Raw genomic sequence first — 13,355 nt, 5'->3', positions numbered from 1 at the left:
GCCAAGACTGGGGTGATTGTTCGAATGAAAAAGCTCCGCTTAGAGGAAGTCCTGAGAATAATTGACGGTGTGGTGGTTGAAGGAAAAACACCCAAATTCATTAGGCAAGTTGTGGACTATCCAAGCGATGTAGAGGTGGATGAGACCCTGTTGTTTGATAGGCACCAGCGAATCCAACCTTGGCGGTTCGAGAGACACGACGATTGTGTGGTCGTGACGGAAAATCCGGATGCGTGGTCCGACATCAGCAGCGAGAATGTAGTGGTGCGAGTGACTGATGTGGAAGAGTCGTATCGCAACTTTGTTCGCTACTATCGCGGGCTGTTCTCGATCCCGGTCATAGCCATTACGGGTACCTGTGGCAAGACGACTACCAAGGAGATGGTCGCGCATATTTTGTCAAAGAAATATCACGTGCAATCGACCATCCGCAGCAAAAATGACCCAGCGTTCAATTCTGACTATTTGTTAGGGATTGACGACGAGACCGACGCGGCTGTCTTCGAGACGGCTGTCGGGAGGAAAGGCGATCTATTGCGGAGCTGCAAAGTCTTCCGACCAAACCTTGGGGTCATCACAAATATCGGTATCGATCACCTGAACAAGTTCCCCACCCACTACGACTACATTCAAGCAAAGGGCGAAATGTTGCCCGGGCTAGGTTATACGGGGACACTTCTGCTCAACGCGGACGATGCGAACATCAAGAAAATCGACTTAACGCCATTTAACGGAAGGTTAATCACGTTTGGCTTTGGTGAACAGGCCGAATTTCAAGTGACGCAAGCGCGGCTCGAAGAAGGTGGCATGTCATTTACCCTGCGGTTTGCGCATATTGACCATGACTTATTTGTTCCGGGCTATGGCAAACACAGTGTCTATAACGCGGTTGCGGCGATCGCTACGGCCTATGCGGTGGGTGTTGGCATCGACGAAGCGGGAGAGAGCTTGCGGTCCTATCAACACTTGCCAGGACATACCAACGTCTTGCGGGGGTTGAACGGCAGCGTCGTCATTGACGATACTTGGAGTTCCAACCCGACGTCGATGGGCGCTGCATTGAAATTGCTAGACGATCTCGCACAAGGACGCAAAAAAATTGCCGTTTTAGGAAAAATGGCGGCCCTTGGTGAATTTGCAGATGAACAGTATGCCAAGATCAGTCGGCAACTGGTTGATCAAAAAGTTGACGTGCTCATCACAAGGAATTCCATTGCAAAAGAATTTGCAAAACATGCAATACGCTTTGGAATGCGAAAGGAACAAGTGTACATGTGCACAGAGCTGAAGGAAATTCAGCAACTGTTACAGAAGCTCATGGACAAAAACACGATTGTACTAGTGAAGACCTCAATGAAGGATTACGAGATAGAGGATTTGATGAAGCATATTACGGTGTAGGCGAGATCGTTGTGAAAAGGCTGTGCAATTTGAATCAAAGTCTACTAGGTCCTTTGGTCGTTTTATGTATTGAAAGCCGATGGTCGTACGTATATAGTGACAGTGGAACAACAGGCTTTGAAACAAGACTCTTAGACCAGATAGATAGGGACACATGAGAGCTTCTTGCTCGGAGTCTCTGTCTTTTTTGTTGTGTCGGGATCGCAGGTTCCTTCCTGCATACGTATAAGAAGGGTGACATATGGCGTTTACACAGTTACGAGAGTTAATCCAACTCGCGGAAACAAAGGGTACTTCCATTGGACAAGTGATGCTGGAAGTGGAAAGAGAGCAATCGGGTCGATCGGAAGAGGAGATCATGGAATTGATGGCCCGTCAATTCGCAGTGATGGAAGAAGCGGCTCGCAAAGGTGTAGAAGAGCCGATTCACTCCCGGACGGGCCTCACGGGTGGCGATGCGTTTCGCGTGAACGAATATCTCGCAAAGGGCAAGACATTTCTGGACCCGCATACGCTGCGCGCGATGTCCTACGCACTGTCGGTGAATGAAGTGAATGCTGGAATGGGGCGCATCGTGGCGACGCCCACAGCTGGGTCAGCGGGCATCCTGCCAGGGGTGTTGGTCTCCATTTTAGACAGAGGTGGCTCTACGCGGGAATCCATCATATTTTCGCTCTTGACTGCAGCCGCACTGGGGTTAGTTATCGCGAATTCTGCTTCCATATCAGGTGCTGCAGGAGGGTGTCAGGCTGAAATTGGATCAGCCACTGCCATGGCGGCTGGTGCCGTCGTGGAAATTGGCGGTGGCACGCCGGAACAGGTTGGACATGCCGTGGGACTGGCGCTAAAGAATTCACTCGGACTGGTATGCGATCCCGTCGGCGGTTTAGTGGAGATCCCTTGTATTATTCGCAACGGGTTGCATGCAGTCACAGCACTGGCCGCGGCGGATATGGCACTGGCTGGCGTGAAGAGCATGATTCCTCCGGATGAAGTGATTCAAGCGATGTATGAGATCGGCAATGAACTCCCAGAGTCCCTGCGGGAAACCGGTCTAGGTGGGCTGGCTGCGACGCCCACAGGACAAGCCCTGCGCGAGCAAGTGTTCGGCAAACCATGTGAGACGAGGTAACGGTTCGATATGAAGTATAATAGCGCATTCGAGATTATTGGGCCGATTATGGTTGGCCCATCAAGTTCTCATACAGCGGGTGCAGTTCGCATTGGCAATCTGGCACGAAAGATTTTGGGTCAAACTCCAAGGGTGGCTGAATTTCGGTTAATGGGCTCATTTGCCGAAACTTATCAAGGACATGGCACGGACTTAGCGCTCCTCGCTGGCGTGCTTGGTTTCACGACGGATCACCCTTCTGTTTCCGAGGCGGATAAGAAAGCGCTTGAATTGGGCCTTCAGTACAGTTTTCAAAAAGCGCATATTGGCTTTTTTCATCCCAACACGGTAGCCATACGGTTGCATGGAGAGAATCGCAGCGTCAAGTTGATTGCAAGCTCTTTGGGCGGCGGCAAAGTTGAGGTTCAAGAGTTGGATGAACTTCCGATCAAATTTACGGGCGAAAAACCGACGTTGATTTTATACCACACGGACCGACAGGGTTTTCTTGCAAATGTATCGCACACTTTGGATTCAGAAGGATACAACATTGCCCGTTTGAGTTTGGAGAGATGGAACCGGGGAGGTCTCGCCATCACGGTTTGTGAGGTGGACGAAATCTTGCGGCCGGGGCTGCTTGAGCGATTGAAGGAGGAAATTCCTCAGTTGAATGATATTCGAGTTGTAGAACCCGACTAGAGTGAAGGGCCGCCGCTGAGGCGGCTTTTTTATTGGCCGCAAGGCCCAAGTGCTGCGATGTTCCTTTTTTAGACTTGGACCATGACATACAAAAATTTAAACACGATATATCTGGATTAACGAGTCGAATGTGAAGGCGGACCATCAGAGACGCCGTCAGCACTTTGTCTATGTTTGTGCTGAGGAGGGAACGGATGATTGATTTTTCGTTTACAGGCGAACAAGAGGCGTTTCGGAAAGTGCTCAGGGATTTCGCTCGTTCTGAACTAATCCCTTCGTACACCCGTTGGGATCGCGATGCAATGTTCCCTCGTGAACTGTGGAGGAGACTTGGTGGAATTGGGGTCACTGGGCTTCGGATTCCTATGGCGTACGGAGGAGGGGAGGTTGACTGTGTAACGGCTGGCATTGCGGCGGAGGAGATCAGCCGCGGGGATTTTAATCTCACATACGCAGTGATGCTGAACTCGCTGATTGGAGAAATTCTCACGAAACACGCGTCAGCGGAGTTGAAACAAACCTGGTTGCCTGCGTTGGCCAGCGGAGAAAAGGTGCTCGGAATTGCCATTACAGAGCCGGGTGCCGGTTCGGATGCGGCCACCTTGCGGACGCGGGCGGAAAGACGAGGAGACGCCTACATTCTTTCAGGTGAAAAATCCGGGATTAGTGTGGCGACGGTTGCTGACGGATTTATTGTTTTCGCGAGGACCGGATTGGAGGATGGGGCCAAGGGCGTTTCAGCATTTCTTGTGCCAGGGGATCTGCCTGGGGTAGAGCGCAAAGGCTATCAGGACATGGGGAATGTCCCGATTGGCCGCGGATCGATTTACCTCGACCACGTGGAAGTTCCGGCGGCGTACCTTATCGGGGAAGAAAACAAGGGATTTTATCAGGTGATGAACGGTTTCGATCTCAGTCGCATTCTCATCGCACTTCAATGCCTCGGCACTGCATGGCAGAGTCTTGAAGAGACGATGGAGCACGTGAAGACACGATATGCGTTTGGGCAGCCGCTGGCTAAATTTGAAGGCGTTTCGTTCCCTATTGCCACGCATTACACACAAATGGAGCTTGTGCGTTGGCAATGTTACCGTGCGTTGTGGCTGAGGGATCAAGGTAAGACTCATACAAAGGAAGCGGCAATGTGCAAATGGCTAGGGCCAAAAGTTGCCGCTGATGTCATCCATGAGTGCATCTTGCTGAACGGCCACTATGCATACACAAAGGAGATGCCCCTGGAACAGCGACTGCGTGATGTGATCGGCCTGGAGATAGGGGACGGGACGGCGCAGGTTCAAAAGATTGTGATCGCGCGAGAGTTACTAGGGAAGGAGTTCAAACCTTACTGACGTGGTGGATATGTCCGAGACGATTTGTAATCTCGAACTGCGAAATTCATGAAAGCGCTTTACTTGTGGAGTGTAAATGTGGCAGGTACTACGGCGTATGGAGGTTTTCAAAATGGAACTGATGGATGTCTTGTATGACAAGCAAAGCGGAATTGCCAAAATCACCATCAATCGTCCGAAAGTGTATAACGCATTTCGGGCTCGAACGGTGCAAGAGCTCATTTGGGCCCTGCGCGACGCTTGGGACGACAACACTATCGGGGTTGTTGTTCTAACGGGTGCGGGTGACAAAGCGTTTTGCACAGGGGGAGATCAAAAGGCGCGGACTTCCGATGGATACGATAGTTCTGGCGGGCTTGGCGGGGGGATTGGGCTTGAGGTGGAGACATTGCACGCCACCATCCGCAACATTCCAAAGCCGGTGATTGCTGCGGTCAACGGGTATGCCATAGGCGGCGGCCATGTCCTTCATGTCATCTGCGATCTCACCATCGCGTCCGATCACGCCAAGTTCGGCCAAATAGGCCCCAAAGTAGGAAGTTACGATGCGGGTTACGGCTCTGCCTATTTGGCACGGATCGTCGGTGAGAAGAAGGCACGAGAAATTTGGTACCTGTGTGAACAGTATACGGCACAAGAGGCACTTGCCATGGGCCTCGTCAACAAGGTGGTTCCGCACGAACGCCTATACGATGAAGTGGATGAGTGGTGCGAGAAAATTTTGCAGAAGAGCCCGACCGCACTGAAGATGCTCAAATACTCGTTTAATGCTGATACCGCCCACATCGAGGGGATTTCACAATTGGCCATGGGAAGTTTGGCCATGTATTACGGAACAGAAGAAGCGCTGGAGGGGCGCGATGCGTTCGCGGAAAAACGCGAGGTGAACTTTAGAAAGTTTAGAACCTGATGGGCGGTCTAAAGGTGCACCATGCCAGCGAGATCGTCCCGGCAAATGGAGGAATGAGCAGTGAGCGAACACCCAATCGCGTTTGTGACTGGTGCGGGGAGCGGTATTGGCAGAGCCATTTCGTGTTTGTTGGCAGCACGGGGGATGACCGTTGTCGTGGCGGATATCAACATTGAGGGTGCACACGAAACGGTGCAGCTGATCAAGCAGGTGGGCGCGGACGCCTTGGCGGTGGAGTGCGACGTGACGAGCCTTCAAGATGTCTCACGGGCCGTAGAGAGGGTGGTGTCTTACTACGAGTGTATTGATGTACTCGTGAATAATGCCGGATGGGATAAGGTGGAGCCGTTCCTGCAAAGTGAGCCCGAGACGTGGGATAAAGTGATCAAGATCAACCTCATGGGCCAAATCCATACGTGTAAAGCTATTTTGCCTATCATGATCAATCAAGGGAATGGAAGAGTAGTGAACATCGCGTCGGATGCTGGAAGGGTGGGATCGAGCGGAGAAGCCGTGTATTCAGCGGCTAAAGGAGGTGTCATCGCCTTTACCAAGACACTCGCGAGGGAGATGGCGCGTCACCGAATCAGCATCAATTGTGTGGCACCGGGGCCCACTCAGACGCCGCTGTTCCAAGACATAGGGACCTACAATCAGGGCATTGCGGCGGCGCTTGAGAAAGCCATTCCGCTCCGTCGCTTGGCGCAGCCAGAGGATATCGCCGGAGCCGTGGCCTATTTCGCGTCAGATGAGGCCAACTATGTGACGGGCCAAGTGCTTTCGGTCAACGGTGGTTTGAACATGGTTTAGTCACGCGATCTCGCCTAGAAAACGGCAGGCTGTGCCAGTCCTTGAGAAGGGTGATGGGGTAGGTGGAAAAGGAGTGGGTTGAACGGTATCAATCAATGTGGCCAAACAAGACCATTCTCGATTATTTAGATGCGTCCATTGCACAGGTTCCCGATAAGACAGCTATCTTTGATCGCAGAAGTCGTTACACGTATCGCGAGTTGGGGCGATTGGCGGATCGAGTTGCGCTTGGATTGTTGGAATTGGGAGTCGGGAAGGGTGATGTGATCTCGATCCAGTTGCCAAACTGGAATGAATTCATCATTCTCCACATCGCAGCGACGAGAATCGGAGCCATCACCAATCCGCTTGTTCCGATCTATCGGGATCGCGAAATTGGATACATGGTGGGGCTAGCCGAGTCCAAAATGTTGGTCGTGCCAGATGAATTCCGCGGCTTTCGTTACCCGGAGATGGTGCAGCGGTTGAGCCCGGAGTGGCCATTTCTGAAGCACGTGTTTGTCGTGGGCGAGCATGTCCCGCCAGGCATGCACGGGTTCTCTCAGCTTCTTGAAGAACCGTGGGAACAACGGACAGATCCCGCCGTCCTGAATGCGATATCGCACGATCCCAATGAGGTCACGTACCTCATCTTCACGTCGGGAACGACTGGGGAACCAAAGGGGGTCCTGCACACACATAACACACTCTGTGTGTCGGCCGACTACTGGATCGAACACTTGAAACTGACCACAAATGACGTGATCTTCATGGCGTCCACGTTTGCGCACCAAACCGGTTTTGTGTATGGCGCTAGACTTCCTCTCCACTTTGGCGGCACTGGAGTGTATCAGGATATATGGAACGCTGAGGAATTCATCCGATTGATTGAAGAGGAGAAAGTTTCGGTAACCGCGGCGGCAACACCATTTCTGTACGATACTGTTCAAGCGCCGGGTGTAGAACAGGCTGATCTGAGCTCGTTTCGCGTTTTTGCATCCATGGGTGCGCCCATTCCGAGGTCGCTCGTTCGCCAGGCCGCGAATCGTTTGCCGTGCAAGATTTTGTCCGGCTGGGGTCAAACGGAAAATGGGTTGGTTACGCTCACCGCATTGGATGACAGCGAAGAAAAGATCACTGGAACGGACGGACATCCGTTCCCAGGTATGGAAGTGAGAGTGGTCGACAAAGGAGGCAACCGATGTCCTGCTGGGCAAGAAGGGGATCTTCACTGCCGAGGACCTGCTTTGTTCGTCGGTTATTTTAAACGATCGGAGTACACGGCAAGTCAGTTTGAGGATGGCTGGTTTCATACGGGGGATCGAGCGGTGATGGACGAAGACGGATATATTCGAATCACCGGCCGCGAAAAGGACATCATTATTCGCGGTGGTGAGAATATACCGGTTTCATACGTGGAGAACATTTTGTACGAACACCGGGATATTTCTGTTGCTCAAGTCGTGGGGATGCCAGATCCGCGACTGCAAGAGCGAGCTTGCGCGTATATTCGCATGAAGCCAGGGAAGGAACCCGTCACACTTGAAACACTGCAGACGTTTTTGCTAGAGAAAGGGCTGGCAAAACAGTACTGGCCTGAGCGAGTGGAGATCATTCAAGACTTTCCTCAGACCCCCAGTGGCAAGATTCAAAAATTCCATTTGCGTGAAATGATCAAGCGAAAATTGATTGCGGAAGGCGTCCTGGAAGGTGAATGAAAAATAAATAGGATTCTGGGTGTCACCTCCTTTCGGCGGAGGTGACATATTTTTTTGATTCATCGTTCCTGAACGCATTTGGCAACCCTTTCGCTGTCCACGTAGCGAATCAATGAGTACGCGCGGTAGAATGAAACAATAACCAATCATCACCCAATGACCCGACGGGGAGGCAGGAAAGATGGTCTATGTCAGGCTTGGCAAATGTTTACTCGGACGGAACCAGTGAAGAGATCGTTGGTCGAGCGCTAAAGGACTTTGCAAAACGTGATGAAGTCGTCATTGCGACGAAGGTTCACGGCCGCATGCGTCCAGGGCCAAATGGGGCGGGTCTGTCCAGAAAGGCGATTATGAGCGAGATCGACAACAGTCTTAAACGTCTTGGCACCGATTATGTCGATCTCTATCAGATCCATCGCTGGGACTACAACACGCCCGATTGAAGAGACGATGGAAGCATTACATGACGTCGTTAAAGCGGGAAAGGCAAGATACATTGGTGCGTCTTCTATGTACGCATGGCAGTTTTTAAAAGTCCTACATATAGCTGAACAACACGGGTGGACGCGTTTCGTATCGATGCAGAACTACCTAAATCTCCTGTATCGCGAAGAGGAACGTGAGATGCCTCCACTGTGTGAAGCGGAAGGCATCGGCATCATACCGTGGAGTCCATTGGCGAGGGGCCGGCTGACACGCGACTGGGACGAAACGAGCGCACGGTCCGAGACGGATGAATTTGGCAAGACGTTGTATGCGTTGGCCGAGGCGGATCGAAAAGTGGTTGAACGCGTGGCTGAGATAGCAGCTGAGCGAGGCGTTCCGCGTGCACAGATTGGACTCGCCTGGGTGCTGCAAAAGCGGCCTGTATCGGCACCGATTGTCGGGGCTACCAAGATGCACCATCTGGATGACGCAGTTGCGGCCCTTTCTATTCAGCTCACGCCAGAAGAGATTTCTGCGCTGGAGGAGGCGTATGTTCCGCATCCGGTTCTTGGTTTTCGGTAGGCTGGGAAGCAAAAGGAGTACCGATGGTTACGATTGCCGTTAATGAACAATCGGCAACAGAATCCGTATCTTGGAGTCTGATACTTGCGGTGTTGGGATGGGACGAGGGTTAGGGAAGAAACCCCGTCCTATCTTAATGTTCACTCTTATGTTGGGTTACGAAACTGAGCCGTACTATAAGATTTTGGATCATCCTATTTTGATCATTTTCCCCGATAAACACTTATATAATCTTTTATCCGCGATTGCTCCCAATATATATGTAAGCGGTATCATAATCATCGGTGAGTGGTTCTACACAACATGTCTGAAAAGGTGGTTGAGTTAATGAGAGCGGCACGTATCCATGAATTCCGTAAGCCCGTAGTTGTCGAGCAAGTACCGGATCCAACGCCGGGACCTGGAGATGCTGTCATTCGTGTTGAGGCGAGTGGCATATGCCGAAGTGACTGGCACGGATGGATGGGAGACTGGGCTTGGGTAGGACTATCCCCGCAACTTCCCATTATCCCGGGCCATGAGTTTGGCGGTGAGGTCGTTGCAGTGGGTAACGAAGTAAAAGGATTCAGGGGCGGCGAGAAAGTGACCGTTCCGTTCCACTACGGTTGCGGCCACTGTGAATACTGCCACTCGGGCGTTCCCAACCTATGTGACAGCACAGCAATTTATGGGTTTAGTTGGGATGGAAGCTATGCTGAGTACGTCATTGTTCGGGATGCAGACTTCAATCTCATTAGGTTGCCGGAAAACGTTGACTCGATGACCGCGGCTGCAATTGGCTGCCGTTTTATGACCGGTTATCACGGAGTCATGCGTGGCAATGTCCAACCAGGGCAGTGGGTGGCAATTCAAGGAGCAGGGGGAGTCGGTCTATCTGCTATCCAGACTGCGAACGCCGTTGGTGCTCAGGTTATCGCTGTCGATATCGACGATGAAAAACTGGAGAAAGCAAGACAGGAAGGCGCCGTGGCCGTTGTCAATGCACGCTCGAGCATCGTTCCGGAAGCGATTAAGGAAATAACAAAGGGCGGGGCACATGTAGGTATAGACGCACTGGGTGTTCGAGACACAATTCTTAATTCCGTCCTGTCCCTTCGCAAAGGTGGGCGTCACGTTCAGATCGGGCTGACTACAGCTGAAGAGGGAGGTATGGTCACACTGCCGATCGACGCCATTACGGCCATGGAACTGGAGGTTGTCGGAAGTCTTGGGAATCCACATCCAGCCTATCGCGGATTGCTGAACCTCGTTTCACAAGGTCGACTAAATCCAAAATCCATTGTCGAGCGAGAAGTTACTCTCGAGGATGTGAACGAGGTTTTCGATAACATGACCAACTTTAGGACGAAGGGTTTTAACATTATTACACAATTTTAGTTCGTGATCCGAGGATAGAAAATGTAAAAGGGCGGCCGTCATGGCCGCTCCGCTATCCTATGATGCAAATTTAACAACGTGTCCTTGCAGCTTTTTGTGGAGTTACAAAACAAAGGTATCACGAAGATCCTTTAATGTTGCGGAGAATGAGACCCACAGGAAGACGGTAAAGACTTAGTCCATATAAGTAAGCCAGAGTGGACTTAACCCCCACGTACAAGGCGACGAATCTTTAAACAGAGTCTCTCCTTTTGAGTTTAATAGGCAAGGGCTTTCTAGAGTTTTTTGCCATCCAAAACACGCTTACAATAAGGACTGGGTAGAACAGCCCCCATCCTACGAACGGAAAGATGATTGCGGTTAGCAGAAATGAAATCCAGCTAATGCACACTGACCATTTACTGTCACGAAGCAACCGTATACCGGCTGCACATCCACCCAGGTAAGTTAGGATAAACGTAGCGTTTGGTAATTGAATGAGCACGGTCAACGGTACGCTATTTGTACTGTAAAGAGCCACAACAATCGTGAAGCAAATAGCTAGAAAAAGAATACCTCCCAAAGGAGTACCATATTTCGTGGCAACCAAGGATAACGACTTAGGCGCATTTCCGTTCTTGGAAAGCGCGAACGCAAGCCGAGAAGCAGCTCCAACATAGGCAATCACCGTGGCGGTACAAATAAACACTGCAGTTCCCCCTGCCACAAAAGCACCGCTTTTACCAAGAAGATGCTCAATCACAAGGACTAGCGATGCAGCAGAATTCGTTGGTCCGTAGCTACGCGTACCAATTGTAGATAACGCCGTTAAAAAGTACAGGATGCCGACAATCATTGCCGCGATCGTGACACCTTTTATTGCCTCACGCTTTGGGTCAATGAATTCCTCTGACAGGTGCGAGACCGCTTCCCATCCAATAAAGCACCAAAACAGAATAGCCGTTGCTCTTCCAACACTCACCCATCCGTGTGAAAGGAAGGGCGTAAAGTTTGAACCGTGCATCGAGGGTACTGAGCCTATGACAGCCATGACTAGTACAACCAGAATCGCAATTACAACTGCCACCTGCACCTTTCCAGCCATTTTCATACCGATCAGATTGGTGACTAAACCGACAAGCAAAATAGCAATCGCGATTGCCACAGTGCCGATACGTCCGAGACCGATTGCCGTCGTTAGATAGGTTGCCCCCGTTATCGCAGCAACTGGAGCACCAATTGGAACAGACATGAGAAAAAACCATCCAACCAGCGTACCGGCACGCTCTCCAAATGCTTTTGTAACAAAGTGAGACACGCCGCCAGTGTTTGGATACTTGGCTGATAGAAGTCCCATAACCAGTGCCATCGGCAGAACGAAAACCGTCATCAGTCCCCAGGACAACAACGATGCAGGTCCCGCCATATCCGCAGCCAGACCTGGAACCAACAACACTCCTGAACCAAGTACGGCTCCAATGTATAGTGCAACTGCCTGCGGCAGCCCAATCGTCGCTTTCATTTTTTCCGGTTTAACCATGCCCATCGCCCTTCACATCGCAACTTGATTTCTGTGAGAATAGGGTATACCGACAAGAACAATCAGTAAAATGAATGGTTTCGATGATATGAATTCGATTTTTCGATACAATTGAGATGTGACAAGGGGGAGTTTCCAGTGGAGCTTCGACATCTGAAGACTTTCGTCGTAGTCGCTGAAGTACGAGGATTTACGAAGGCTGCAGAGATACTTGGTTATGCTCAATCTAGTGTCACGAACCAAATTCAGACACTGGAAGAGGAGTTTGAGCAACCGCTGTTTGATCGTTTAGGAAAGTCTGTTGTGCTTACGGACACAGGTAACCGGCTCTTGCCCTATGCGCATGAAATGTTGCGCCTCCAAGCAAACATGAAGCAACTGGTTCAAGCGAGTGAAGCCCCTTCTGGCACACTAACTATCGGAGCTCCAGAGTCGTTAGCGGCTTATCGCCTCCCCGCTGTTATCAAAGAATACAAACGATTGTACCCGCAAGTCAAAATCATACTCAAACCTGGTGCGTGCTGGGAAATGCGTAGTCAGCTCCGGAGTGGGCAAATTGATTTTGCCTTCACGTTGGAACCTCCAAGTGAAACTGCTGATATGTTTACTGAAGCGCTAGTTGATGAGCCCTTGGTCCTAGTCACATCCTTGGACCATCCGCTTACGGTCAAGAGTGAGGTCAAGCCGACGGATTTACAAAACGAGACACTGCTGAATACAGAACCGGGGTGCAGTTACAGAGGGTTGTTTGAAAAATACTTACAAGAACACGGGATCGAACCATCAGTGACGATGGAATTCTGGAACATTGAGGCGATTAAAAATTGCGTCATGAGTGGATTGGGTATATCTATATTGCCGTTTATCACCGTACAAACCGAACTACACGATGGCAAGATTGCGGCTTTGAAGTGGGATGCGCATAACGTTCGTGTATCGACGCTTCTCCTGTGCCACAAAGCTAAGTGGATTTCTCCCGCTGTACAGGAGTTTCTGCGGCTAGTTCGTCAGCATGCCGAGACGTGGAATCAAAGGCAGGAACATTAAGAAACCTAATAGGTTTACAAATTCGATTATGAACCTCTACGATCACTACTACAATTTGGATAAACCAGAACTGTGTGTTATCATAAAAACAGCATCTTCGCCGCATTCTTCAGAAGGTGCCATTTACCACCACTTTTCAAGCAGTCCGTGGAAGAGTCGAGTCTCGAGTCCGTTGCGTCGTCTCTGATGCATGTACGGTCACTCGGAACGGGGGAACCAAGAGGGTTGTACGGCCGCTTGTTCCTCGGCGAGGAATCGGTATTCCCGTCGAGAATGACAAACGTCTTCACAACCTTGGGGTGAATTGTTTGGCTGCGCCCGCAGTTCGAACATAGGCGTCCATTTTGTTCAGTGTACGCCGAATCCGACAGCTAACCTCGTAGGCGAATACCAGAGCTTGCATTGATCTAATCAATTCCTGCAATTC

Annotated in this window: 10 protein-coding genes, 1 pseudogene and 1 riboswitch; of the genes and pseudogenes, 10 read left to right on the top strand and 1 reads right to left on the bottom strand. The window is 50.8% G+C overall.

The features are described 5' to 3' along the window. Positions 1-24 precede the first annotated feature (24 nt). The 9 genes and pseudogenes from NZD86_RS19035 (at position 25) to NZD86_RS18995 (ending at position 10,362) form a co-directional block, all read left to right on the top strand. Positions 25-1,401: a Mur ligase family protein gene (locus tag NZD86_RS19035; RefSeq protein WP_268043631.1), complete on the top strand. Its 1,377-nt coding sequence runs from the start codon at positions 25-27 to the stop codon at positions 1,399-1,401. A gap of 241 nt (positions 1,402-1,642) precedes the next feature. Then, positions 1,643-2,533, top strand: coding sequence for an L-serine ammonia-lyase, iron-sulfur-dependent, subunit alpha (gene sdaAA, locus NZD86_RS19030; RefSeq protein ID WP_268043630.1), 891 nt, complete (start codon positions 1,643-1,645; stop codon positions 2,531-2,533). Positions 2,534-2,542: 9 nt separating this feature from the next. Beyond that, positions 2,543-3,211: an L-serine ammonia-lyase, iron-sulfur-dependent subunit beta gene (sdaAB, locus tag NZD86_RS19025; RefSeq protein ID WP_268043629.1), complete on the top strand. Its 669-nt coding sequence runs from the start codon at positions 2,543-2,545 to the stop codon at positions 3,209-3,211. 194 nt (positions 3,212-3,405) lie between these two features. Beyond that, the gene (locus NZD86_RS19020) at positions 3,406-4,560 is read left to right on the top strand and encodes an acyl-CoA dehydrogenase family protein (protein WP_268043628.1); all 1,155 of its coding nucleotides are present in this window, start codon (positions 3,406-3,408) and stop codon (positions 4,558-4,560) included. Positions 4,561-4,672: 112 nt separating this feature from the next. After that, the gene (gene menB / locus NZD86_RS19015) at positions 4,673-5,470 is read left to right on the top strand and encodes a 1,4-dihydroxy-2-naphthoyl-CoA synthase (protein WP_268043627.1); all 798 of its coding nucleotides are present in this window, start codon (positions 4,673-4,675) and stop codon (positions 5,468-5,470) included. 60 nt (positions 5,471-5,530) lie between these two features. Beyond that, the gene (locus NZD86_RS19010) at positions 5,531-6,280 is read left to right on the top strand and encodes an SDR family NAD(P)-dependent oxidoreductase (RefSeq protein ID WP_268043626.1); all 750 of its coding nucleotides are present in this window, start codon (positions 5,531-5,533) and stop codon (positions 6,278-6,280) included. Positions 6,281-6,342: 62 nt separating this feature from the next. After that, positions 6,343-7,977 (top strand): AMP-binding protein, encoded by a 1,635-nt coding sequence (locus NZD86_RS19005; RefSeq protein WP_268043625.1) that lies wholly within the window; start codon positions 6,343-6,345, stop codon positions 7,975-7,977. Positions 7,978-8,177: 200 nt separating this feature from the next. Then, positions 8,178-8,985 (top strand): annotated as a pseudogene (locus NZD86_RS19000) (aldo/keto reductase); the annotation flags it as partial. A gap of 327 nt (positions 8,986-9,312) precedes the next feature. Beyond that, on the top strand, positions 9,313-10,362 hold the full coding sequence (locus tag NZD86_RS18995) for a zinc-dependent alcohol dehydrogenase family protein (RefSeq protein WP_268043624.1): 1,050 nt from the start codon (positions 9,313-9,315) through the stop codon (positions 10,360-10,362). Positions 10,363-10,594: 232 nt separating this feature from the next. Here the strand turns inward: NZD86_RS18995 and NZD86_RS18990 are convergent, their stop codons facing one another. Beyond that, positions 10,595-11,881, bottom strand: coding sequence for an APC family permease (locus NZD86_RS18990; RefSeq protein ID WP_268043623.1), 1,287 nt, complete (start codon positions 11,879-11,881; stop codon positions 10,595-10,597). Between the two features lie 138 nt (positions 11,882-12,019). Here NZD86_RS18990 and NZD86_RS18985 point away from each other — a divergent pair, with 138 nt between their 5' ends. Further along, on the top strand, positions 12,020-12,928 hold the full coding sequence (locus NZD86_RS18985; RefSeq protein ID WP_268043622.1) for a LysR family transcriptional regulator: 909 nt from the start codon (positions 12,020-12,022) through the stop codon (positions 12,926-12,928). 171 nt (positions 12,929-13,099) lie between these two features. After that, positions 13,100-13,329, top strand: a riboswitch (cyclic di-AMP (ydaO/yuaA leader). Positions 13,330-13,355 lie beyond the last annotated feature (26 nt).

Source organism: Alicyclobacillus dauci (assembly GCF_026651605.1).
Taxonomy (GTDB): domain Bacteria; phylum Bacillota; class Bacilli; order Alicyclobacillales; family Alicyclobacillaceae; genus Alicyclobacillus; species Alicyclobacillus dauci.
This window is presented reverse-complemented; position numbering and strand designations above follow the sequence as displayed.